20 protein-coding genes are annotated in these 21793 nt (G+C 75.6%); 12 read left to right on the forward strand and 8 right to left on the reverse strand.

Annotated elements, in window-relative coordinates:
* Positions 1 to 36: 36 nt before the first annotated feature.
* From MNZ39_RS03240 to MNZ39_RS03250, 3 genes are read left to right on the forward strand one after another with little or no spacing between them, the layout of a single operon-like run.
* Positions 37 to 540, forward strand: a complete 504-nt coding sequence (locus MNZ39_RS03240) for an RNA polymerase sigma factor (RefSeq protein WP_242334398.1) — start codon at positions 37 to 39, stop codon at positions 538 to 540.
* Positions 537 to 1313 carry a hypothetical protein gene (locus MNZ39_RS03245; RefSeq protein ID WP_242334401.1) on the forward strand — a complete coding sequence of 259 codons (777 nt, stop codon included), beginning with the start codon at positions 537 to 539 and terminating at the stop codon, positions 1311 to 1313. Before MNZ39_RS03240 ends, MNZ39_RS03245 begins: the two co-directional genes overlap by 4 nt.
* Positions 1314 to 1323: 10 nt before the next feature.
* Entirely contained in the window at positions 1324 to 3429 is a 2106-nt protein-coding gene (locus MNZ39_RS03250; RefSeq protein ID WP_242334404.1) for a caspase family protein, read from the forward strand.
* A gap of 10 nt (positions 3430 to 3439) precedes the next feature.
* Here the strand turns inward: MNZ39_RS03250 and MNZ39_RS03255 are convergent, their stop codons facing one another.
* Positions 3440 to 5458, reverse strand: a complete 2019-nt coding sequence (locus MNZ39_RS03255; RefSeq protein ID WP_242334407.1) for an ABC-F family ATP-binding cassette domain-containing protein — start codon at positions 5456 to 5458, stop codon at positions 3440 to 3442.
* A gap of 140 nt (positions 5459 to 5598) precedes the next feature.
* On the opposite strand from MNZ39_RS03255, the gene MNZ39_RS03260 reads away from it, so the two are divergent.
* The 3 genes from MNZ39_RS03260 (at position 5599) to MNZ39_RS03270 (ending at position 8159) form a co-directional block, all read left to right on the forward strand.
* Complete coding sequence (locus MNZ39_RS03260) at positions 5599 to 6036, forward strand: Spy/CpxP family protein refolding chaperone (RefSeq protein ID WP_242334410.1); 438 nt, start codon at positions 5599 to 5601, stop codon at positions 6034 to 6036.
* 63 nt (positions 6037 to 6099) lie between these two features.
* Positions 6100 to 6804 (forward strand): response regulator transcription factor, encoded by a 705-nt coding sequence (locus MNZ39_RS03265; protein WP_242352548.1) that lies wholly within the window; start codon positions 6100 to 6102, stop codon positions 6802 to 6804.
* Positions 6801 to 8159, forward strand: coding sequence for a cell wall metabolism sensor histidine kinase WalK (locus MNZ39_RS03270; RefSeq protein WP_242334416.1), 1359 nt, complete (start codon positions 6801 to 6803; stop codon positions 8157 to 8159). The genes MNZ39_RS03265 and MNZ39_RS03270 overlap by 4 nt, the downstream gene beginning before the upstream one ends.
* Positions 8160 to 8166: 7 nt before the next feature.
* Here the strand turns inward: MNZ39_RS03270 and MNZ39_RS03275 are convergent, their stop codons facing one another.
* A complete protein-coding gene (locus tag MNZ39_RS03275; RefSeq protein ID WP_242334419.1) occupies positions 8167 to 8382 on the reverse strand; it encodes a hypothetical protein in 216 nt (71 codons plus the stop codon).
* Positions 8383 to 8471: 89 nt separating this feature from the next.
* Between MNZ39_RS03275 and MNZ39_RS03280 the strand changes: the two genes are divergently transcribed.
* The gene (locus MNZ39_RS03280) at positions 8472 to 9113 is read left to right on the forward strand and encodes an ABATE domain-containing protein (RefSeq protein WP_242334422.1); all 642 of its coding nucleotides are present in this window, start codon (positions 8472 to 8474) and stop codon (positions 9111 to 9113) included.
* Between the two features lie 49 nt (positions 9114 to 9162).
* Here MNZ39_RS03280 and MNZ39_RS03285 read toward each other — a convergent pair whose 3' ends face one another.
* The 6 genes from MNZ39_RS03285 to MNZ39_RS03310 form a co-directional block, all read right to left on the reverse strand.
* Positions 9163 to 9648: a zinc-ribbon domain-containing protein gene (locus tag MNZ39_RS03285; RefSeq protein WP_242334425.1), complete on the reverse strand. Its 486-nt coding sequence runs from the start codon at positions 9646 to 9648 to the stop codon at positions 9163 to 9165.
* Positions 9645 to 11276, reverse strand: a complete 1632-nt coding sequence (gene pruA / locus MNZ39_RS03290; RefSeq protein WP_242334428.1) for an L-glutamate gamma-semialdehyde dehydrogenase — start codon at positions 11274 to 11276, stop codon at positions 9645 to 9647. Before pruA ends, MNZ39_RS03285 begins: the two co-directional genes overlap by 4 nt.
* 124 nt (positions 11277 to 11400) lie before the next feature.
* Positions 11401 to 11982 (reverse strand): hypothetical protein, encoded by a 582-nt coding sequence (locus MNZ39_RS03295; RefSeq protein ID WP_242334431.1) that lies wholly within the window; start codon positions 11980 to 11982, stop codon positions 11401 to 11403.
* A gap of 142 nt (positions 11983 to 12124) precedes the next feature.
* Positions 12125 to 13492 (reverse strand): sigma-54 dependent transcriptional regulator, encoded by a 1368-nt coding sequence (locus MNZ39_RS03300; RefSeq protein WP_242334434.1) that lies wholly within the window; start codon positions 13490 to 13492, stop codon positions 12125 to 12127.
* On the reverse strand, positions 13489 to 14805 hold the full coding sequence (locus MNZ39_RS03305) for a HAMP domain-containing sensor histidine kinase (RefSeq protein WP_242334437.1): 1317 nt from the start codon (positions 14803 to 14805) through the stop codon (positions 13489 to 13491). Before MNZ39_RS03305 ends, MNZ39_RS03300 begins: the two co-directional genes overlap by 4 nt.
* 56 nt (positions 14806 to 14861) lie before the next feature.
* Positions 14862 to 16277, reverse strand: coding sequence for a TolC family protein (locus MNZ39_RS03310; protein ID WP_242334440.1), 1416 nt, complete (start codon positions 16275 to 16277; stop codon positions 14862 to 14864).
* A gap of 272 nt (positions 16278 to 16549) precedes the next feature.
* Here MNZ39_RS03310 and MNZ39_RS03315 point away from each other — a divergent pair, with 272 nt between their 5' ends.
* Genes MNZ39_RS03315 through MNZ39_RS03335 form a run of 5 tightly spaced genes read left to right on the forward strand, consistent with a single transcriptional unit; the run spans position 16550 to position 21781 of the window.
* Positions 16550 to 17590, forward strand: coding sequence for an HlyD family secretion protein (locus MNZ39_RS03315; protein WP_242334443.1), 1041 nt, complete (start codon positions 16550 to 16552; stop codon positions 17588 to 17590).
* Complete coding sequence (locus MNZ39_RS03320) at positions 17591 to 18544, forward strand: ABC transporter ATP-binding protein (protein WP_242334446.1); 954 nt, start codon at positions 17591 to 17593, stop codon at positions 18542 to 18544.
* The gene (locus MNZ39_RS03325; protein WP_242334448.1) at positions 18541 to 19503 is read left to right on the forward strand and encodes an ABC transporter ATP-binding protein; all 963 of its coding nucleotides are present in this window, start codon (positions 18541 to 18543) and stop codon (positions 19501 to 19503) included. Before MNZ39_RS03320 ends, MNZ39_RS03325 begins: the two co-directional genes overlap by 4 nt.
* Positions 19500 to 20636 carry an ABC transporter permease gene (locus tag MNZ39_RS03330; RefSeq protein ID WP_242334451.1) on the forward strand — a complete coding sequence of 379 codons (1137 nt, stop codon included), beginning with the start codon at positions 19500 to 19502 and terminating at the stop codon, positions 20634 to 20636. The genes MNZ39_RS03325 and MNZ39_RS03330 overlap by 4 nt, the downstream gene beginning before the upstream one ends.
* Positions 20633 to 21781, forward strand: coding sequence for an ABC transporter permease (locus MNZ39_RS03335; protein ID WP_242334454.1), 1149 nt, complete (start codon positions 20633 to 20635; stop codon positions 21779 to 21781). The genes MNZ39_RS03330 and MNZ39_RS03335 overlap by 4 nt, the downstream gene beginning before the upstream one ends.
* The last annotated feature ends 12 nt before the right edge of the window (positions 21782 to 21793 follow it).

The following is a 21793-nucleotide window of genomic DNA, read 5'->3' on the forward strand; positions in this document are numbered from 1 at the left end:
GCTCGTCCGGCCCAGGGGCCGGAGAGAGGGGAGCGGGTGGCGGTCGACGTCGACGCGTACTACCGGGACCTCGCGCCGATGGTCCTGCGCCGCTGCCGCCGCCTCCTCCGTGACGAGGAGAGGGCCGTGGACGCCATGCACGACACGTTCGTGAACCTGCTCCGGGCGGAGGAGCGGCTCCGCGACGAGGCCCCCGCGTCGCTCCTCCTCCGCATCGCCACCCGCGTCTGCCTGAACCTGCTCCGCACGGAGCGGCGCCGGCCGGAGGACCGGGACGAGGCCGCGCTCCTCGCCATCGCGGCGGCGGACGAGCCCGAGGCGCGCTCGCTGTCGCGCCTCGTCGTCGGACGGCTGCTCGGGCGCGAGCAGGAGTCCACCCGGGTGATGGCGGTGCTCCACTACGTGGACGGCCTGACGCTCGAGGAGGTCGGTCGCGAGGTGGGGCTCACGGCCGCCGCGGTCCGCAAGCGGCTCGGCGGGCTCCGGCGGCGCGCCGTGGAGCAGGCCGCCGAGGCGCCCACCCAGGAGGTGCAGCGATGAGCCCGGATCGCGTTCCCGACTACCTGGTCGAGCGGCTCCACGCCGGCGACCTCCCGCCCGACGAGGCCGCCCGCGTACGGGGCCGCCTCGAGGCGGAGAAGGGCGTGCGCCGGCTCGAGGCGCTCGCGCGCGACGCCGCGGCGTTCCGCGAGGCTCACCCGCCTGGCCCCGCGCTCGGGGAGATCCGCCGCCGCGCGGCGCTCGCCGCGAGCGCGCCGCGGCCCTCCCGGCGGCGGCCGCTGCTGCTCGTCCCCATCGCGGCAGCGGTGGCGGTGGCGTCAGCGCTCGTGCTGCACGTCATCCCGTCCGGCCTTCTCACGCCGCGCTCCGCCATCGAGGACACCCGCCTCAAGGGCCTCGCGCCGCGCCTCGAGGTGCACCGCAGCCGGCCGGACGCCGGGCCCGAGGAGCTCCGCGACGGCGCGGCGGCGCGGGCGGGAGACCTCCTGCAGCTCTCGTACGTGGCGGCGGGCAGGCCGTTCGGGGCGGTGGTCTCGGTGGACGGCCGCGGGATCGTGACGCTCCACTGGCCCGAGGAGGGCGGCCCCGCCGCCCCGCTCGCGGGGACGGGCGCGGTGCCGCTCCCCCACGCCTACCTCCTCGACGACGCGCCCGGGTTCGAGCGGTTCTTCCTCGTGACGGGCGCCGCCGCCTTCGACTCCGCGACGGCGGTGGAGGCCGCGCGACGGCTGGCCGCCTCCGGCCGCGCCCGCGAGGATCCCCTCGTCCTCCCCGCGGGCCTCGAGCAGCACGCCCTCCTCCTCGTGAAGTGAGAGCCCCGACATGATTCGACCCGTCCTCGCGCTCGCCGCCGTCCTCCTCGCCGGCGCCGCCGCCGCACAGGGGCCGTCCCGCGCCGAGCCGCCCGGCGCGGTGCGCCGGCTCGCCCTCGTGGCGGGCGCCAACGACGGCGGCCCCGCGCGCCCGCGGCTCCGCTACGCGATCTCCGACGCGGAGCGGGTCGCGCGGGTGCTGCAGCAGATGGGCGGCGTCGCCGGCGAGGACACGATCGTGCTCCTCGACCCGGGCGAGGCCAGCCTGCGCGCGGCCCTCGAGGAGCTCCGCTCGCGCGTGAGGCGCGCGCGCGCCGGCGGGCGCACGGAGGTGCTCTTCTACTACTCCGGCCACTCCGACGAGGAGGGGCTGCTCCTGCGCGGCGCGCGCGTCCCGTATGGAGAGCTCAGGCGGTGGCTCACGGAGCTCGGCGCCGACATCCGCATCGCGATCCTCGACTCGTGCTCGTCGGGCTCCTTCACCCGCGGGAAGGGAGGCGCCCGCGCCGCGCCGTTCCTGGTGGACGCCTCGTCGCGGGTGAGCGGTCAGGTGATCCTGACGTCCAGCTCGGCCGACGAGGCCTCCCAGGAGTCGGACCGGGTCGGCGCGTCGTTCTTCACCCACGCCCTCGTCACCGGCCTGCGCGGCGCGGCCGACGCGAGCCAGGACGGCAAGGTCACGCTCTCGGAGGTCTACCAGTTCGCGTTCGACGAGACGCTCGCGCGGACGGAGCGGACCCGCGGCGGCCCGCAGCACGCGGTCTGGGACATCCAGCTCGTCGGCGCGGGCGAGGTGGTGCTCACGGATCTGCGCGGCTCGGGCGCGACGCTCGTCCTGCCGGCCGCGGCGGCGGGCCGGTTCTTCGTGCGCGACTCCGGCGAGCGGCTCGTCGCGGAGCTGCGCAAGCACCCCGGCCGCCCGCTGGAGCTGGCCCTCGACCCGGGCGGTTACCGCGTCTCCCGCGAGGAGGACGGGCGCCTCGTGGAGGCGCGCGTCGCGCTCACCCAGGGCGGCCGGACCGAGCTCGCCGGCGCGGGCTTCGCCGCGGTGCCGCGGGAGCTGACGGCGCTCCGCGGCGACGGGGTGGAGGAGCTCGCGCGCGTGCCGGTGGACCTCTCGATCTTCCCGCCCGTGTCGTTCAACGGCGATCGCTACGTCGTGAACCGCCTCCAGCTCGGCCTCATCGCCTCGCGCACGACCCGGCTGCGCGGGATCGGGCTCGCGCCGGTGCTCTGGGCGGACGAGGACGTGGTGGGCGGCTTCTTCTCGTACATCGGGAGCTCCGCGCGCGGCCGCGTCACCGGCGTGCAGGTGGGGATGGTCGCGAACGTGGCCGGCTCGCTCCGGGGCGTGCAGCTCACCCAGGGCCTGAACCTGGTGCGGGGCGACGTCGTCGGCTGGCAGCACTCCAGCGTGAGCTGGGCGGCGGGAGCGGTGACCGGGCTCCAGTCCGCGCTCGTGGGCTACGCCGGGTCCGTCTCGGGGGCGCAGCTCGCGCTCGCCTCGGTGTCGGGCGAGGTGCACGGCGCGCAGATCGGGCTCGTGAACGTGGGGAGCGGCGTGCGCGGCGTGCAGGTCGGGCTCGTGAACGTGGGCGGCCACGTCCGCGGGGCGCAGCTCGGGCTCGTGAACGTCGCCGACGGCCTGGACGGCGTGTCGCTCGGGCTCCTCCCCATCGTCCGCGGCGGCGAGCACAAGCTCCTCGTCCTGGGCGACGAGAACGGGATCCTCTCCGCCGGGCTCCTGCTCGGGAGCCGCGCGTTCCACACGATCCTCTCCGCCGGCGCGCAGCGCGCCGACAGCGGCGGGCGTCTCTGGTCCGGCTTCGGGCTCGGCGCGCACCAGGCCCGCGGCCGGTTCCTGCTGGACGTGGATCTCCTGAGCCAGCAGGCGGTGGACGCGGGCGCGAACGTGCTCGCCACGGCGCGGGTGCTCGCCGGGTGGCAGGTCACGCGGAGCGTGGCGGTGGTGGCGGGGCCGAGCGCGAGCCTGTTCTGGGCGGAGGAGGGCTTCCGCCCGGGCCTGGGCGGCCTGCTCGAGCACGACCTCGGCGCGGACGGCGGCCGGCGGGCCTGGCTGGGCTTCGCGGCGGGGCTGCGGCTCGGGCCGCCGTGAGCGGCGCGCGTCAGCCGCCGGGCTGGAGCGCGGCGAGCTCCTCCTGCGCCGCCTCCCACTCTCCGTAAAGCCTCGCGAGCTCCTCCTTCGCCGCGTGCTGCCGCTCGATGAGCGGCTTCGCGCGCGCGAAGTCCTGGTACAGCGCCGGGTCGGCGAGCGCCTCGGTCGCCTCGCGCTCCTCCTGCTCCAGCCCCTCGATGCGGGCCTCCAGCGCGGCGATGCGATCGCGGAGCGGCTTCTCCAGCCGGTAGCGGGCGTTGCGCGCCTCGGCCTCGAGCCGGCGGCGCTCCCTGTCGCTCGCGGGCGCCGCCGCCGCCCCGGGACCCGTCCGAGCGGGGTCGCCGCTCGCGCCCGCGGCCGCCGCGGCGGCCTCGAGCTCCTTCTGGTGGTAGAGCCAGTCGTCGAGGTTCCCGGGGAACGGCAGGATCCCGCCGTCCTTCACCTCCCAGATCACCGTCGCGAGCTGGTTCAGGAAGCTCCGGTTGTGCGAGACGAAGAGGAGCGTCCCGCCGTAGCCCTTCAGCGCCTGGATGAGCGCCTCCGACGAGTCGAGGTCGAGGTGGTTCGTCGGCTCGTCGAGCACGAGCAGGTTCGCCGGCACGAGCAGGAGCTTCGCGAGCGCGACGCGCGCCCGCTCGCCGCCGGACAGCACGCCGAGCTTCTTCTCGACGTCGTCGCCGGAGAAGAGGAACGAGCCGGCGACGCCGCGCACGTACGCCTCGCCCTGTTCCGGGACGAGATCCCAGAGCGTGTCGAGGACGGTGCGCTCGGGATCGAGCGCGCCGAAGGTGCGCATCGCGCCCTCGGCGTCGCCGTCGTGCTCCGCGCGCTCGAAATGATGCTGGGCGAAGTAGCCGGCGAGGACGCCGTGGCCGAGCTTCACCTCGCCCGCGTCGGAGGCGAGCTCGCCCGCCACGAGCTTGAGGAGCGTGGACTTGCCCGCGCCGTTCGCGCCGATGACGCCGACGCGCTCGCCGCGCTGGATGGCGGCGTCGAGCGAGCGGTAGACGACGCGCGGCCCGAACGCCTTCCGGACGCCCTCGAGCCTGAGCACCTCCCGGCCGGAGCGCGGCGCCTCGGCGAAGCGGAAGCGGACCGTGGCGCGGTGCTCGAGCACCTGCACCTCGTCCATCTTCTCGAGCAGCTTCTCCTTCGACTTCGCCTGGCGCGCCTTGGTCGCCTTGGCGCCGAACCGCTCGATGAACTCCTCGAGCTGCGCGCGCTTCGCGCCCTGCCGCTTGGCCTCCGCGAGGAGCCGCTCCTCCTCCTGCGCGCGCTGGCGCTTGTAGTCCTCGTAGTCGCCGGTGTACGCGCGCAGCCCCTCCGGCTCGAGCGCGAGCACGCGGTCGATCTGCCGGTTCAGGAACTCGCGGTCGTGCGACACGAGCAGGAGCGCCCGCCGCGAGCCGCGCAGGAACGCGTCGAACCACTCGAGGGTGGGGACGTCGAGGTGGTTCGTGGGCTCGTCGAGGAGCAGCAGGTCGGGATCCTGGAGCAGCAGCCCGGCGAGGGCGGCGCGCATCTTCCAGCCGCCCGAGAACGTCCGGGCGGGCCGCCCGAGATCGTCCGCCGTGAACGCGAGCCCGCCGAGGATGCGCTCGGCGCGGTGCCGCCCGAAGCGCTCCTCGAAGTGATCGAGCGCCTGGTGCAGCTCGGCGAGCGCGGCGGAGAGCTCGAGCTGCTCCTCCGGCGTGCCCGCCGCGGCGAGCGCGTCCTCCGCGGCGCGGAGCCGGCGCTCGAGGTCGGCGCGGCCGGGGACGGTGGCGAGGACGGCGTCGACGAGCGGCAGGTCGGGGAGCGCCGCGACGTCCTGCGGGAGGTAGCCCACGCGGGCGCCGCGGCGAAGGACGAGGTCGCCCGAGTCCGGGGAGAGCTGCCCGGCGAGGATGCGCATGAGCGACGACTTGCCGGTGCCGTTCGCGCCGACGAGGCCGATCCGGTCCTGCGGGCCGATGGCGAAGCTCTCCTCGTCGAGGAGGACCTTCGGCCCGTAGGCGAGGGAGAGCGCGTTTCCGGCGACGAGGCTCATGAGGCGCGAGGAGTTAACGTTTCTTCAAGCCGCGAACAAGCCCGCTCAACGCGGGGCGCCCATCCTCCGTACCGTCGGCACGCCTCTCAGGGCGGCCGCGACCGGCGCTCTAGCCGCGCCGGACGAGAGGAGAACAGCACATGCGCAAGACCATCTTCCTCGGCCTCGTCCTCGCCGCGGGCGTCGTCGCCCTCGCGGGGTTCGCCCGGGGCTGGCACCACCGGCACGACCCCGCCCGGATGGCCGAGTTCGTGACCGCCCGCGTCGACGAGGCGCTCGACGAGGTGAACGCGACGCCGGAGCAGCGGGACCGGATCCACGCGGTGAAGGACCGGATCCTCGCCCGCGCACAGGAGCTGCACGGGACGCGCGGCGAGGACCGCGCCGCCTTCCTCGCGGCGTGGAAGGCCGACGCGCCCGACGCGGCGGCGCTCCACGCCCTCGTCGACCAGCGCGCGGACGCGATGCGCGCCCTCGCGCACGAGGCGGTGGACGCGGGGCTCGAGGTGCACGGGATCCTGACGCCCGACCAGCGCGCGAAGCTCGCGGAGAAGCTCGAGCGGCGGATGCACCGGTAGCCGACCGCGGCGCGGCCGGGGAGGAGCCGCCCCGGCCGCAGCCGCACGGTTAAGATGCCCATCGTGACCGCCACCACTCCCGATCTCGTCCTCCTCGTCGAGGACGACCGCCGCCTCGCCGCGCTGACCCGCGAGTACCTCGAGGGCCACGGCCTCGCGGTGGTGCACGTCGCCGACGGGAAGCGCGGCCTCGAGGAGGCGCTGTCGGGCCGGTACGAGGCGGTGCTGCTCGATCTCATGCTGCCCGGCAAGGACGGCCTCGAGGTCTGCCGCGAGCTGCGCGCCCGCTCCGACGTGCCGGTCATCGTCCTCACCGCGCGCGGCGAGGAGGCGGACCGCGTCATGGGGCTCGAGCTCGGCGCGGACGACTACCTCTCGAAGCCCTTCTCCCCGCGCGAGCTGCTCGCGCGCATCCGCGCGGTCCTGCGCCGCGCCCGGGGACGCGCCGGCCCGGCGGCCTCGACCGTCCGCGTGGGGGCCCTCGTCGTCGATCCGGGCGCGCGGCGGGTGACGCTCGAGGGACGCGAGATCGCGCTCACCGGCTACGAGTTCGCGCTGCTCGACGCGCTCGCACGGCGGGCGGGGCGGATCCTCTCGCGGGAGCAGCTCATGGAGCTCGCGGGCGGCAGCGCCGAGGAGGCGTTCGACCGCTCCATCGACGTCCACGTCTCGCGGCTGCGGCAGAAGCTCGGCGACGATCCCAAGCGCCCCCGGCTCATCAAGACGGTGCGCGGCGCCGGCTACCTGCTCGCGGCGGAGGGCGAGTGACCCCCGCGCGGCCGCGCCGCCACGGGCGCCTCTTCTGGCGGATCTACCTGCACGGGCTGCTCCTGCTCTTCCTCGTCGCGCTCGCCACCGCCGCGGTCGGCTGGGCGCTGCGCCACTCGGACGTCTCGGAGCGTGGCCGCGGCGCGACGGCCTACGCGGCGTCCCGGGTGGCCGAGCTCTCGGCGGATCCGGCCCGGCTCCGCGACGAGCTCGCGCGCTGGCGCGAGGCGTTCGGGCTCGACGCGTCCGTGTACGGGCCGGACGGCGCCCTGCGCGCCACGAGCGTCGAGCCGCCGCTCGACCCCGCCCTCGCGGGCCTCCCGCCGCCGCGCGATCACCCCGTCCGGCTCCACCGGCACGGGTTCGGCCGGGCGGTGCCGCTCGCGGACGGCGGCCTGCTCCTCGTCTCCGGGGGCCCGCCCAGCCCCGATCCGCTGCGCGGCCTCGCCTTCATCGGCGCCGTCCTCGCCGCGCTCGCGCTCGGCTCGTTCCCGCTCGCCCGCTCGATCGCCGCGCCCATCGAGCGGCTCACGCTGGCCGCCCGCGCGCTCGGCTCGGGCGATCTCTCGGCGCGCGCCCGGGTGAAGGGCCGCGCCGAGGTGGGCGAGCTGGGGCGTGCGTTCGACGAGATGGCGGAGCGGCTCGAGCGGCTCGTGCGCGGCGAGCAGGAGCTGCTCGCGAACGTGTCGCACGAGCTCCGCACGCCGCTCGCGCGCATCCGCGTCGCGCTCGAGCTCGCGGCCGAGGGGGACGTCGAGCGGGCGCGGCGCTTCCTCCGCGAGATCGGGACGGATCTCGACGAGCTCGACCGGCTGGTGGAGGACGTCCTCGCCGCGGCGCGACTCGATCTCGCCGCCGGCGGCGGCCCGGCCTGGCCGCTCACCCGGGCGCGCGTGGAGCTCGACGGGGTCCTCGCCGAGGCCGCCGCGCGCTTCCGCGAGGCGAACCCCGACCGGACGCTCGAGCTCGTCCTGCCCGAGTCGCTCCCGGAGGTGGACGGCGACGCCGCGCTGCTGCGCAGGCTCGTGGCGAACCTGCTCGACAACGCCGCCAAGTACTCGGAGCCGCCGGCGCCCGTCACCCTCGCCGCCGCCGCCCTCGGCGGCGGGGTCGAGATCGAGGTCCGCGACCGCGGCATCGGCATCGACGCCGAGGACCTCCCGCGGGTGTTCACCCCGTTCTTCCGCACCGACCGGAGCCGCGCCCGCGGCACCGGCGGCGTCGGGATGGGGCTGGCGCTCGCGCGGCGCATCGCCGAGGCCCACGGGGGAACGATCGTCCCCGAGAGCTCGCCGGGCGTGGGCACGACGATGCGGGTGCGGCTGCCGGCGGCGCCCGACGCGGCCGCCGCCTGACCGAGCGTCACAGCACCTCGGCCGCGCGATCGCGCTCGAGCGCGGTGTTGGCTCGCGAGAGCGGGCCCACCACGCCCACCGCCACCCAGCTCCACAGCGACAGCCAGACCGCGAGCACCAGCGCGCCGCCGAGCAGGTCGCGCACGAGGCGCCAGCGGTCGCGCCAGGTGTCCCGCGGGGTCGCGGGCGGGGAGAGGAACAGCTTCATCGAGCGAGCAGCCATGACGTCCTCCGTCTAACCGGCATGATGCATCGTGCAGGTTAGATCTGCCGCCGCCCGCATAACCTGTCAAGTGGTGTTATGATGGTTAGGTGGCGACCCTGGATACGACCCCCTCGCGGGTATTCGACCTCTCGGGCGGCCGGCTGTGCCTCGACTTCACGAACACCGTGAGCTCGCGCGACGTGAAGCCCCGGGAGCGGCTCGCGAGCTACGCGGACCTCCTCGCGTTCGCGCGCGCGACGTCGGCGCTGGACGAGCGGCTCGCGAGCCGGCTCCTCGACGAGGCGCGGCGCCGGCCCGGTGACGCGGAGGGCGTGCTCCGCCAGGCGATCGCGCTGCGCGAGGCGCTCTTCCGGATCTTCCTCGCGCGCGTCGAGGGACGGGAGCCCGCGCCCGCCGACGTCGCGCACCTCTCCGCCGCGCTCTCGAGCGCGCTCGCGCACCGGCGGCTCACGCGGCAGGGCGAGGGCTACGCGCTCGGGTGGGACGACGCGAGCGCCGCGCTCGAGGCGCCGCTGTGGCCCATCGTCGAGTCCGCGATCGAGCTCCTCACCTCGGGCGAGCTCGAGCGCGTGCGGGTGTGCGGCCTCCACGAGAGCCAGGAGTGCAGCTGGCTCTTCCTTGACCAGACCCGCGCGCGGACGCGGCGGTGGTGCTCCATGAAGGACTGCGGCAACGTCGCGAAGGCGCGCCGCCACCAGGCGCGGGCGAAGGGCGGCGGCGGCGCCTGAGCGTTCTCCCTCGCGGCGTCGCCGCGTGCGCGCTGCGGAAGCCTCGCGCCTAGAACCTCTCCCCGCAGCGCGGGCACCGGACCTTGCGCAGCAGGAGATCGCCGCGCGAGGAGGGCGTGCCGCAGCTCGGGCACAGGAGCCCGAACCAGGCCTGGGCGCTCCGGCGCCCGAACGCGAGGCTCACCGCGAGCATCGGGCCGGCGAAGCCGAGGGCGAGCGCCGCCACCTCGGACGCCCGCATCCGCGAGGCGTTCGCGACGACGCCCACGAGCGCGACGGCGAACAGGAAGAACCCGAGGAACCGGCCCCACAGCCAGGCGATGCGCCGGCGCGTCAGGATCCCGGCGAGGAGCGCCGCGAAGAGCGCCGCGTAGAGGCCGAGCTGACCGACCTGCGCAAGGCGGGGCTCCGGGGCTCGCAGGACGAGCACGGCGCCGGTGACGAGCACGAGGACGACGAGCGCGACGGCCGCCGTGGCGACGCGCACGCTCCAGGGCGTCGGGCGCTCCATCGAGCAGGTCCGCGCCCGGCTCACTTCTCGCGCATGTACGGGTACTCGAAGCGCGTCGGCGGGTCGAAGGTCTCCTTGATGGCGCGCAGCGAGACCCAGCGCATGAGGTTCGCCATGGAGCCCGCCTTGTCGTTCGTGCCGGACGCGCGCGCGCCGCCGAACGGCTGCTGGCCGACCACCGCGCCGGTGGGCTTGTCGTTCACGTAGAAGTTGCCCGCCGCGTCGACGAGCCGCTTGCCCATGTCGAGGATCGCCTCCCGGTCGCGCGCGAAGACCGCCCCGGTGAGCGCGTACGGCGAGGTCGAGCCACACAGCTCGAGCGCCTCGTCGAGCCGGATGTCGGCGTAGACGAAGATCGTCAGCACCGGCCCGAAGATCTCCTCCTCCATGAGCTGGAAGCGGGGGTTCACCGTCTCGATGACGGTGGGCTCGATGAAGAAGCCCTTCGAGTCGTCGCAGCGGCCGCCGAAGAGGAGCTTCGCCTGCGAGGAGGCGCGGGCGATCTCGATGTACTTCTTGATCCGATCGAACGCGGGCTGGTCGATGACCGCGCCCATGAACGTGGTGAAGTCCTCGGTCTCGCCCATCTTGATGGCGGCGGTCATGCCGAGGAGCTTCTCGCGGAGCTGCGGCCAGAGGCTCTCGGGCACGTAGGCGCGGGAGGCGGCGGAGCACTTCTGACCCTGGTACTCGAACGCGCCGCGCACGAGCGCGACGGCGGCGGCGTCCACGTCCGCCGACGGGTGCACGAACACGAAGTCCTTGCCGCCCGTCTCGCCGACGATGCGGGGGTAGCCGCGGTAGCGCTCGAGGTGCTCGCCGATCGTGCGCCACATGCCGTGGAAGACGCCGGTCGAGCCGGTGAAGTGGAGGCCCGCGAAGTCCGGGCTCGCGAGGGCGGGGTCGCCGACGGCGCGCCCGCTGCCCGGGACGAAGTTGACGACCCCCGGCGGCAGGCCGGCCGCCTCGAGGAGCTTCAGGATGTGCCAGGCGGAGTAGACGGCCGAGGACGCCGGCTTCCACACCACGGTGTTGCCCATGATCGCGGGCGCCGTCGGCAGGTTCGCGGCGATCGAGGTGAAGTTGAAGGGGGTGACCGCGAAGACGAACCCCTCGAGCGGCCGGTACTCGAGCCGGTTCCACTGGCCGGGCGGCGAGTGCGGCTGATCCTCGAGGATCCGCTGCATGAAGTGCGGGTTCCAGCGCCAGAAGTCGATGATCTCGCAGGCGGAGTCGATCTCGGCCTGGAAGGGCGTCTTCGACTGGCCGAGCATGGTGGCGGCGTTCAGCACCTGCCGCCACGGGCCGGCGAGGAGGTCCGCCGCCTTGAGGAAGATCGCCGCCCGGTCGTGCGGGTCCATCGCCGCCCAGGCCTTGCGCGCCTGCATCGCCGCCTCGATCGCGGCCTGGACCTCGGCCGGACCGGCCTGGTGCCAGCGCGCGAGCCGCTGCCCGTGCCGGTGCGGCACGCGGGCCTCGGCGAACCGGCCGGTGCGGACCTCGCGTCCGCCGATGACGAGCGGGATCTCGATCTCGTGCGCCGAGAGCTCGGCGAGCTGGGACTTGAGCGCGGCGCGCTCCGGCGTGCCGGGCGCGTAGGAGAGGACGGGCTCGTTGCGGGGCTCGGGGATGCGGAACAGGCCGTTCGCCATGGGCTCCTCCGGGTGCGGGGCGGGCGGAAGATAACCCAGAAGCCCGAGCTCCGCCTCGCGGCCGCGCGGGGGGCGCCGGGCGCACCCACGGCGCCGGATCCCCCCTCACCGTCATCGCCGGCGATCAGCGATCCAGGCACATCGGGTAGAGCGGCTGCGCCTCCGCGACCACGTCCGCCGCCGGCCGCGCGGGGCCCGGAGGCGTCGCCCGGCCGCCCGGATCCTGCCGGACGACGGGCCGCGCCCGCGGGCCCCAGTGGAGCCCCACCGAGCTCCCGGCGGCGACGCCGGCGAGCTGCACCGGGATCACCACCCAGAAGCGCGGCGCGGCGAGGTACCCCGCGCCGAGCGCGGCGGCGTGGCCCAGGTTCGCGAGGAGCAAGGCCTTCCAGAAGCCGCCCGCGGCGGGGCTCACGCGCGCCAGCCGCGCGGCCACGGTCGCGCCGAGCGGCGGCAGGAGGAGCGCGGCGCCCGCCAGCGCGAAGGCGGCGGTGCGGAAGTTGCCGGCGGTGGGCGAGAAGGTGTCGTTCGCGAAGAGCTGGAGCGTGGCGTAGCCGAGCCCCACCACGAGCGCGTCGCCCGCGAGCACGCCGAGGCCGGCCGCGGCGAGCTCCCGCCCCTGGAACGCGCCGGCGTCGAGCGAGGGCTGCGGGGCAAAGGAGGGGCTCGCGGCGACGAGCTGCAGGGCGAGCGCGAACGCGACCATCGCCTGAACGATGGCTCGCCCGCGCCGGCGAGGAGCGCCTGCGCGGGGAGGCAAGACGGGGAGGCCCCGACGGCGGCGCGTGGCGATGCACCGCGGGTGTATGCGCGTCGGGGAGCGGCCGCGCGCCCGAGGGGCGCCGGGCTCAGCGCCCGCCCGGCTCCTCGCCTCCCCCGGCGAGCCCGTACTTGCGCAGCTTGTCGTGCAGCGTGACGCGCGACATGCCGAGCCGGCGCGCCGCCTCGCTGCGGTTCCCCTCCGCCGCGCGCAGGGCCTCGACGACGAGCCCGCGCTCGAACGCCTCGACGCGCTGCTTGAGCGAGGGCGCCGCGCCGACGTCGCCGGCCGGGACCGCGCCGCCGGGCAGGAGCGAGAGGTCGAGCCCCTCGGGCGGGGAGAGCGCGACGAGCCCCTCGATCGCGTTCTCGAGCTCGCGCACGTTCCCCGGCCAGGCGTGGGCGGCGAGCCGGTCCACGAGCGCGTCCGGCACCGCGAGCGAGGCGAGCCCGAAGCGCTCCGCGAAGCGCTGGAGGAAGTGGCGCGCGAGGACCGGGATGTCCTCGGGCCGGTCGCGCAGGGGCGGGACGCGGAGCTGGACCACGTCGAGCCGGTAGTAGAGGTCCTCGCGGAACCTCCCCGTCCGCACGAGCTCCGGCAGATCGCGGTGCGTCGCCGCGAGCACGCGCACGTCCACCTTCCGCGTCCGCTCCTCGCCGACCGGGCGCACCTCGCCCTCCTGCAGGACCCGGAGGAGCTTCCCCTGCGCCGAGGGCGCGAGCTCGCCCACCTCGTCGAGCAGGATGGTCCCGCCGTCCGCCTCGCCGAAGAGGCCGGGCCGCGCGCGCACCGCGCCGGTGAAGGCGCCCTTCGCGTGCCCGAACAGCTCGGCCTCCGCGAGCTCCGGCGTGAGCGCCGCGCAGTTGAAGCGGACGAAGGGCCGGTCGGCGCGGCGCGAGGCGCGCACGATCGCCTCGGCGACCCGCTCCTTGCCCGTGCCGCTCTCGCCCGTGATGAGCACGGTCACGTCGCGCGGCGCCACCCGCGCGACGAGCACGGCGAGCCGCCGCATCGCCTCCGAGGCGAACACCATGGAGCGCGAGAGCACGAGCTCGCCCTGCAGCCGCTCGTTGTCGTGCGTGAGCCGGACCGCCTCGAGCGCCCGCCGCACCACCGCGAGCAGCTCGTCCGTCTCGAACGGCTTCTTGAAGTAGTCGTAGGCCCCCGCCTTCATCGCCTCGACGGCCTGCCGCTCCGAGCCGTGCGCCGTGACGAGCACGACGCGCGGCGCGCCCGGCCGTCCGGCGACCCGGCGCAGGAGCTCCATGCCGTCCATGCCCGGCATGCGCAGGTCCGTCACGACGAGGTCGGCCGGCGTGGTCTCGAGCCGCGCGAGCGCGGCGGCGCCGTCCGCCGCCTCGTCCACCGCGAGCCCCTCGCTCTCCAGGATCTCGCGCAGCGTGTAGCGGACGCCGGGATCGTCGTCGACGACGAGGACGCGCGCGAGCGGGCTCATGCCGCGTACCCCCCGCTCCCTGCCGCGGGCGGCAGGACGAGCTCGGCGATCGTGCCGCCCCCGGGCCGCGGGGCGAGGACGAGGTCGCCCCCGTGCTGCCGGGCGAGGGCGCGCGCGATGGTGAGCCCCAGCCCGGAGCCGCGCGGCTTCGTCGTCGCGCCTGGCGAGAAGAGCGAGTCCTGGACCGCCGGATCGACGCCGCGGCCGCGGTCGAGCACCCGCACGCGCGCCGCGCCGTCCGCGCCGCGCGCGACGTCGAGCTCGACCGCCGCGCGCGCCGGGCTCGCGTCGAGCGCGTTCTGCACGAGGTTCATGAGGATCTGCTTCACCTTGCGGGGATCGCAGCGGGCGGAGACGCCCTCGGCGCGCACGGTGACCGCGACGTCCCGCTCGCGCGCCATCCCCTCGTGCAGCGCCGCGACCTCGCGGCACAGCGCGCCCAGGTCCGCGTCGCCGAGCGCGAGCGGGACGAGCGGCCGAGAGAAGTTCAGGAACTCGTCGAGGATCGCCTGCATGCGATCGACCTCGCGCCGGAGCACCTGCAGCCGCTCGGAGGCCTTCCCCTCGTGCACCCCGGGCGCCAGCAGGCCCGCGAGGCCCTTCACGCTGGCGAGCGGGTTCTTGAGCTCGTGGGCGATCTCCGCCGAGAGCGCGGTCAGCTCCTCGGCGCGCTGCGCGTGCGCCTCGAGCGAGGCCTGCTGCGCCGAGAGCGCGCGCAGGATCATCCGGTCGAAGGACCAGCGCAGCGCGCGGCCCGCGCCGCTCGAGAACAGGAACACGAGCGAGAGCATCGCGGCGTGCGTGTAGAGGTAGGCCGGCGGTCCGACCCGCGCGCCGCCGCCGAAGACGTGGAGGTTCAGCTCGGCCGGCGCGCCCGTCGCCCCGAGCGCGGCGAGGGTGAACACCGCCGCGATCTGCACGCCGGAGAGGAGGAAGCTCATGCGCCAGGGCAGGAAGACGCCGGCGATCATCCCGAGCGGCACGGCGATGTAGAGGAACGGGCTCGCGAGCCCGCCCGTGACGGCGGTGATCGCCATCTGCCAGAACGTCGCGACGACGAGGTTCCGCGGGATCGCGCCCGGCCGGAACCCCACCCGCCGGAAGCGCACCCACTCGGCGACGAAGAACACGCACATCCCGACGACCGCGACGAGGAGCGCGACGCGGCGCCAGGCGGCGGGCTCCACCCAGGCGAGCCAGAGCGCCAGCACCACGATCGGCGGGAGCGCTGCGAGCCTGCCTCCGGCCATCTTCCCGAACAGCCGGGAGACCTCCTCGTGCTGGATCTCGCGGTGGCCGGGGGGAGTGGGCATGGGCTCGTTCCGGCCCGGAAGGATACGTTCGCCCGTGTGCCGCCGCATGATTCTCCTCAGGGCGCCCGGCCCGCGGCCCGGTCGAGGGCGATGCGCGCCTGGGCGGCGCGCGCGCGCGCGTCGGCGAGCTGGATGTCCGCCGCGTACTCGCGATCGTTGGCGTCGATGACGTCGAGGCTCGAGGCCACGCCCGCCTCGTAGCTGCGCCGCGCGGACGCGGCCGCGTCCGCGGCGAGGCCGCGCTGCGTCCCCGCGAGCCGGAGCCGCTCGACGGCGACGCCGAGATCCCGGTGCGCGTCCTCCACCTGCTGCACCACCCCGAGCCGCTCCGCCTCGGCCGCCGCCTCCGCGCCGGCGCGCTGCGCCTCGGCCTCGCGGCGCTTCCCGTAGCGGAGGCCGCCGTCGTAGAGCGGCCAGGAGAGGTCCACCGTGGCGCGCCAGCCGTCCTTCTCGCCGGTGGGGTACGCGACGTCCGAGCGGAAGATCGAGGCGCCCGCGGAGAGCTGCGGCGCGAGCCGCGCCCAGGCGCCGCGCACCTGCGCGTCGGCCGCGTCCACCCGGGCGCGCCGCGAGGCGAGCTCGGGGCGGCCGGCGAGCGCCGCCGCGACGAGGGCGTCGCGCTCCTCCGCCGGCGCGTCCGCCGGCGAGGCGGGGACCTCGATCCGCACCGGCGTCTCGCGGCCGAGGAGGATCCCGAGCGCGAGGCGCGCCCGCTCGAGCTCGGCCCGCGCGCGCACGAGATCGCTCTCCCGCCGGACCTGCTCGGTGCGAGCCCGCAGCGCGTCGAGCGGCGCCGCCGTCCCCGCGGTGACCCGCCGATCGGCGCTCCGCGCGAGCTCGGCCGCGCTCGCGGCCGCGTGCTCGGAGGCGGTGACCGCATCCTCCGCCGCGATGGCCGCGTGCGCCGCCTGCGCGAAGCCGGCGCGCACGTCGCTCCGCGCCGCGTCGGCCGAGAGCGCCGCCGCCCGCGCGCCGCTGCGCGCGGCGGAGAGCTCGAACCAGGCGTTCGGCACGAGGATGGGCACGCGCGCGGCGCCGGAGACGACGAGCTGCTCGAGCGGCTGGATCGCGATCGGCGCGGGCGGCTTCTGGCCCGGCTGCAGCGGGAGCAGCGCGCCGAGAGAGACGATCGCGTCGTCGCTGTTCCGCGTGTAGGTCGCGCCCGCGGAGAGGGTGGGGAGGAGCGGGGCGGCGGCCTGCCGCGCGACGCCCGAGGCCTCGTCCGCGCGGGCGCGGGCCTGGGCGAGGGTGAGGTTCTGCGCGTCGAGCTCGGCGAGGGCGGCGGAGAGGGACAGCGTGGCAGGGGCGGGGGTGGGGGGCTGGGTCGAGCTCGACGTCGGGGCCGGGGCCGGGGTCGAGGTCGAGGTCGAGGTGGGCGCCGGCCCCGAGGTCGAGGTCGGCGTCCCGGTCGACGCCGCCGTCGCCCCTGCCGCTCCGGTCACCATCCACACCATCAGCACGGTCTCGATCATCCCGTTCCTCCCTCGGCGCGCTCGCCGGGCAGCGGCGGTAGAGCAAGCCCGGTGCCCATCGGCGCGCGCTGCGCCAGCGCGCACTTGCGTGCGTGCAGCCCCGAACGAGCTGTGAACCAATCCGAACGGGCCTGTCGGATTTCCTTACGATAGAGCGAGGTCTCCTCGCGGAAACAGGGGCTTCCGGGGCGGCGGGGGACGGGGACCCGCGCGGCACGCGCCTTGCGCTCTGGACAGCGCCCCGCCCGGCGGCGGGACAGGAGAGCCCACCGATGCGTCGAGTCGTCGTCATCCTCGTCGTGCTCACGGTCGTCCTCGCGAGCCTCATCGCGCTGCGCCTCTGGACGCAGGCGCGGGCGCTCGCCGCGCCCTCCGGCGGGTCGGGGGAGATCGAGGGGACGGACGTCGACCTCTCCTCGCGCGTCGGGGCGCGCATCCTCGAGCTCCGCATCCGGGAGGGCGATCGCGTGAAGGCCGGCGACCTGCTCGTCCGGCTCGACTGCGCCGACCCGGCCGCGCAGCTCGCCGAGGCGGAGGCACGGCTCGCGGCGGCGAAGGCGCAGGCGGTCGCGGCGGGCGCGCAGATCCAGGCATCGCAGCGCGCGCGCACGGCGGCGGGCGCCTCCGAGGAGGCGGCGCGGGCGCAGGCGTCCGCGCTCGCGGCGCAGCGCGACGCGGCGGCCCGGCAGGCGAAGCGGCTCGAGGCGCTCCCGCAGGACGTGCCCGCCTCGAGCATCGACCAGACGCAGGCCTCCGCGGCCGGGCTCGAGCACCAGACCACGGCGGCGAAGGCGCAGGCGATCGCGAGCGCCGCCCAGGTCCGCGCCGCCGAGGTCGGGATCCGCTCGGCGAGCGCGCAGGCCGAGGCCGCGGTGGCGCAGATGCGCGCGGCCGAGGCGTCGGTGGAGCGCGCGAGGCTGCTCGTCGGCGAGTGCGAGGTGCGCGCGCCGCGCGACGCGGAGGTGGCGACGCTCCCGCACGAGGCAGGGGAGCTCGTCTCGCCCGGCGCGACCCTGGTCCGGCTCGTCGATCTCACCGAGGTGAAGGCCACCTTCTACCTGCCCAACGCGGAGGTGGGGGCCGTGAAGCCCGGCGCGAAGGCCACGGTCGTCGCGGACGCGTTCCCGGACGAGCGGTTCGAGGGCACGGTCCGCACGGTGGCGCTCGAGGCCGAGTTCACGCCGCGCAACATCCAGACCCGCACCGACCGCGACCGGCTCGTCTACCCGGTCGAGGTGACGGTGAAGAACCGCGACGGCAAGCTGCGCGCGGGGATGCCCGTGCAGGTCACGATCGGCGAGGGGAGGCGCTAGGTGCAGGAGCTCCACGCCGCGCGCGGCGAGGCCGCTCCGGAGGCGGGCGCGGGACCGGCGCTCTCGGCGCGCGGCCTCTCGCGCCGCTTCGGCGAGGTGACGGCGCTCGACGGGCTCTCCTTCGAGGTCGGCCGCGGTGAGCTCTACGGCCTCGTCGGGCCCGACGGCGCCGGCAAGACCACCGCCATCCGTGCGCTCGCCGGGCTCATCCGCCTCGACGGCGGCGAGGCGCGGGTGCTCGGGCTCGCGGCGGACGACCACGCGGTGCGGGAGCGGGTCGGGCTCATGCCGCAGCAGTTCAGCCTGTACCGCGATCTCTCGGTGGGCGAGAACCTCCGCTTCTTCTCGCGCGTCTTCGTGCTGCCGCGCGAGGTGTACCGCCGCCGCGCCGAGCGGCTCCTGGAGATCACGCGCCTCGCGCCGTTCCTCGACCGCCGCGCCGACGCGCTCTCCGGCGGCATGTACAAGAAGCTCGCCCTCGCGTGCGCCCTGCTCCACGAGCCGGAGGTGCTGCTCCTCGACGAGCCGACGAACGGCGTGGACCCGGTCTCCCGCCGGGAGCTGTGGGCGCTCCTGCACGAGTTCGTGCACGGCGGCATGACGGTGCTCGTCTCGACGCCGTACATGGACGAGGCCGAGCGCTGCGGGCGCGTGGGGCTCATGAACCGCGGGCGGCTCCTGCTCGAGGGCGCGCCGCCCGCGCTCATCGCCGGCTTCCGCGACGAGGCGTACGAGGTGCGCGGCGGGGAGCGCGACCGGGTGGAGGCGGAGCTGGCCCGGACGCCGGCCGTGCGCGCGGCCTCGCCGGCCGGCGAGCGGCTCCGCATCGTGGTGGCCCGCGGCGCCTCCGCCGAGCTCGCGCGGGCGCTCGCGCCGCTCGGCGCCACGCTGGCGCCCGTGGCGCCGGACTTCGAGGACCTGTTCCTGTCGCGGATCCGGGAGGAGGAGGCATGAGCGCGCCCGGTCCCGGCGCGCCCGTCATCGAGGCGCGAGGGCTCACCCGCCGCTTCGGGGCCTTCACCGCGGTGGACGCGGTGAGCTTCGAGGTGGAGCGCGGCGAGATCTTCGGCTACCTGGGCGCGAACGGCGCCGGGAAGTCCACCACCATCCGCATGCTGAACGGCCTGCTCGCCCCGACGAGCGGCACGGCGCGGGTCGCCGGGCACGACGTGGCCGCCGATCCGGACTCCGTGAAGGCGTCCATCGGCTACATGTCGCAGAAGTTCTCCCTCTACCTGGACCTGCCGGTGATGGAGAACCTGCTCTTCTTCGGCGGCGCCTACGGACTCTCCGGCAAGGCGCTCCGCGTGCGCGCCGGAGAGCTGCTCGAGCTCACCGGGCTCGCCGGGCAGGACGCGGCGATCACCGGCTCGCTGCCCGGGGGCATGCGCCAGCGGCTGGCGCTCGCCGGCGCCATCCTCCACCGGCCCGAGGTGGTGTTCCTCGACGAGCCCACCGCCGGCGTGGACCCGGTGGCGCGCCGCGCGTTCTGGCGGCTCATCCGCCAGCTGTCCTCGGGCGGGACCACGGTGTTCGTCACCACCCACTACCTCGACGAGGCGGAGTACTGCCGGCGCATCGGGCTGATGGTGGACGGACGCCTGGTGGCGCTCGACTCGCCGGCGGGGCTGAAGCGCACCTGGGTCCCGGACCGCGTGCTGGTCGCGCGCGGACAGGGGCTCGCGGGCGCCGCGGCGGCGCTGGCGGGGCGCGACGGCGTCCGGTCCGTGCAGCCGTTCGGCGCCGGGCTGCACCTGCGGGTCGATCCGGCCCGCCTCGACGAGGCCGGGGTGGCCCGGATCCTCGCCGCCGCGGGCGCGCGCGAGGTGGCGGTGGACCGCGCCGAGCCGTCGCTCGAGGACGTGTTCCTGGCGGTCGTGGGGCGCGAGGCGCGAGGGGAGGCCGCGACGTGAAGGGTCGAATCGGTCGGTCGCTGGTGCGGATCTACGCCATGGCCGCGAAGGAAGGGCGCCACATCGTCCGCGATCCGCGGACGCTCTACATGTCGCTCGGGATGCCCGTGCTGCTGCTGTTCCTCTTCGGCTACGGCGTCGCGTTCGACATCGATCGCATCCCGCTCGCGGTCGTGGACCAGGACCGCACCGAGTCGTCGCGCGCGCTCGTCCACGCGCTCACCGCGTCGCGCGAGCTCGTCTCGGTGGGCGAGCTCCCGGATCCGGCGGCCGCGCTCGGCGCCTTCCGGAAGGAGCGGGCGGTGGCCGCCCTCGTGGTGGAGAAGGGCTACGAGCGCGCCCTGCTGGCGCGCGAGGTGGTGCCGGTGCAGCTCCTCGTCGACGGCGCGGACGCGCTCGTCGCGAACCAGCTCCTCGCCAAGGCCGACGCGCTCGTCCGCGCCGAGTCCCAGCGCCTGGCCACCCTGGAGGTGGGGGAGAGGACCCCGCCCGTGCGGGTGAAGGTCTGGACCCGGTACAACCCCGACGGCCGCTCCGCGTTCTACATGGTGCCGGGGCTCGCCGCGTACCTCCTCGCCATCACCGCCGTGCTGCTCACCGCCCTCACCATCGCGGGCGAGTGGGAGCGCGGCTCGATGGAGCAGCTCTTCGCGTCGCCCATCGGCCGCCTGGAGATCGTCCTCGGCAAGCTCTTGCCCTACCTCGGCCTCGGGCTGCTCGAGTTCCTGCTCGTGGTGGCGTTCGGGATGACGGCGTTCGACCTGCCGATGCGGGGCAGCGGCTTCGCGCTCGCGGCGCTGGGCCTCGTCTTCCTGCTGGGCATGCTGGGGCAGGGGCTGCTCGTCTCGGTGATCGCCAAGAACCAGACCGTCGCCACGCAGGCCGGCACGATGTCCTCGCTGCTCCCCTCGCTCCTCCTCTCCGGGATGATCTTCCCCATCGAGAACATGCCGGTGGTCCTCCAGCAGATCTCGCGGGTGATCCCCGCGCGCTACCTCGTCCACGGGCTCCGCGGCGTGCTGCTCAAGGGGAACGGCCTCGACGTGCTCTGGCCGGACCTGGTCGCGCTGGCCGTCTTCGCGGTGGTGGTGATCGGCCTCGCCACCGCCCGCTTCCAGCGGAGGCTCGCGTGACCGGCCCCGTCCGTCCCTCCGCCCGCGTCCAGCTCGCCGCGATCTTCCGCAAGGAGGTCCAGCAGACGGTGCGCGATCGCCGCATCATGTTCATGCTCGTGGTCGCGCCGCTCATCCAGACGGTGGTGTTCGGCTTCGCGGTGGACTTCGAGGTGGACCGGGTGCCCACGCTGGTCGTGGACGCCGATCGCAGCGCCACCTCGCGCGAGGACGCGCGGCGGCTGCTCGCCGACGGGACGCTCCTGTCGGTCGGCGAGGAGCGCTCGGCGGAGGCGGCGAGCGCGGCCCTCGACGCCGGCCGCGCGTCGGCGGCGCTCGTCTTCGAGCGGCGCGCCGAGGCGGACCGCCTGTCGGGGCGCGGCCAGGAGGTGCAGGTGCTGCTCGACGGCACCGACCCGAACCGCACCACGGTGACCTCGGGCGCGGTGTCGCGCTTCTTCTCGGAGCTCGGCGAGCGGCTCGCGCGCGAGCGGATCGAGGCGAGCGGCCAGACCCCGCCGGCCCAGCTCCGGCCCATCCCGCGCGTGGCCTTCAACCCGGGCCTCGCGACCGCGCCGTACATGGTCCCCGGGATCGCCGCCATGCTCCTCGTGATCGTGACGACCTTCACCTCGGCCATGGGGCTCGCGCGCGAGCGCGAGATGGGCACGCTCGAGCAGGTGCTCGTGACCCCGATCCGGCCGGTGCACCTGCTCGTCGGGAAGATGGCGCCCTTCGTGGTGATCGGCCTCGTCGTGGTGACGCTGCTGGTCGGCGTGGGGACGTGGCTCTTCGCCATCCCCATCCGCGGGAACCTGGGGCTCCTGCTCGTCGGCACCCTCCTGTACCTCCTCACCACCCTGGGGGCGGGGCTCCTCATCTCCACCGTCTCGGCGAACCAGCAGCAGGCCTTCCTCGGCGGCTTCCTGTTCACCATCCCTGCGGTGCTGCTCTCCGGCCTCATGACGCCCATCCTCGCCATGCCGGGCTGGCTGCGGCCGCTCACGCTGCTGAACCCCATCCGCTGGTACGCCGAGATCATGCGCGGCGTGCTGCTCCGCGGGGCGGGGTTCGCGGACCTGTGGCTCCAGTTCGTCGTGCTGCTCGTGATCGGGGTCGCCATCGTGGCGGCGGCGACGCTCCGGTTCCAGCGCAGGCTCGGGTGAGCGGCGGGCGGC

Origin of the sequence: Anaeromyxobacter sp. SG66 (assembly GCF_022690805.1) — a bacterium.
Taxonomy (GTDB): domain Bacteria; phylum Myxococcota; class Myxococcia; order Myxococcales; family Anaeromyxobacteraceae; genus Anaeromyxobacter; species Anaeromyxobacter soli.

Bases quoted from the DNA above. Each gene is read 5' to 3' on its own strand.
- MNZ39_RS03245 (WP_242334401.1), top strand. From the start codon at position 537: ATGAGCCCGGATCGCGTTCCCGACTACCTGGTCGAGCGGCTCCACGCC.
- MNZ39_RS03250 (WP_242334404.1), top strand. From the start codon at position 1,324: ATGATTCGACCCGTCCTCGCGCTCGCCGCCGTCCTCCTCGCCGGCGCC.
- MNZ39_RS03255 (WP_242334407.1), bottom strand. From the start codon at position 5,458: ATGAGCCTCGTCGCCGGAAACGCGCTCTCCCTCGCCTACGGGCCGAAG.
- MNZ39_RS03260 (WP_242334410.1), top strand. From the start codon at position 5,599: ATGCGCAAGACCATCTTCCTCGGCCTCGTCCTCGCCGCGGGCGTCGTC.
- MNZ39_RS03275 (WP_242334419.1), bottom strand. From the start codon at position 8,382: ATGGCTGCTCGCTCGATGAAGCTGTTCCTCTCCCCGCCCGCGACCCCG.
- pruA (WP_242334428.1), bottom strand. From the start codon at position 11,276: ATGGCGAACGGCCTGTTCCGCATCCCCGAGCCCCGCAACGAGCCCGTC.
- MNZ39_RS03295 (WP_242334431.1), bottom strand. From the start codon at position 11,982: ATGGTCGCGTTCGCGCTCGCCCTGCAGCTCGTCGCCGCGAGCCCCTCC.
- MNZ39_RS03300 (WP_242334434.1), bottom strand. From the start codon at position 13,492: ATGAGCCCGCTCGCGCGCGTCCTCGTCGTCGACGACGATCCCGGCGTC.
- MNZ39_RS03305 (WP_242334437.1), bottom strand. From the start codon at position 14,805: ATGCCCACTCCCCCCGGCCACCGCGAGATCCAGCACGAGGAGGTCTCC.
- MNZ39_RS03310 (WP_242334440.1), bottom strand. From the start codon at position 16,277: ATGATCGAGACCGTGCTGATGGTGTGGATGGTGACCGGAGCGGCAGGG.
- MNZ39_RS03315 (WP_242334443.1), top strand. From the start codon at position 16,550: ATGCGTCGAGTCGTCGTCATCCTCGTCGTGCTCACGGTCGTCCTCGCG.
- MNZ39_RS03325 (WP_242334448.1), top strand. From the start codon at position 18,541: ATGAGCGCGCCCGGTCCCGGCGCGCCCGTCATCGAGGCGCGAGGGCTC.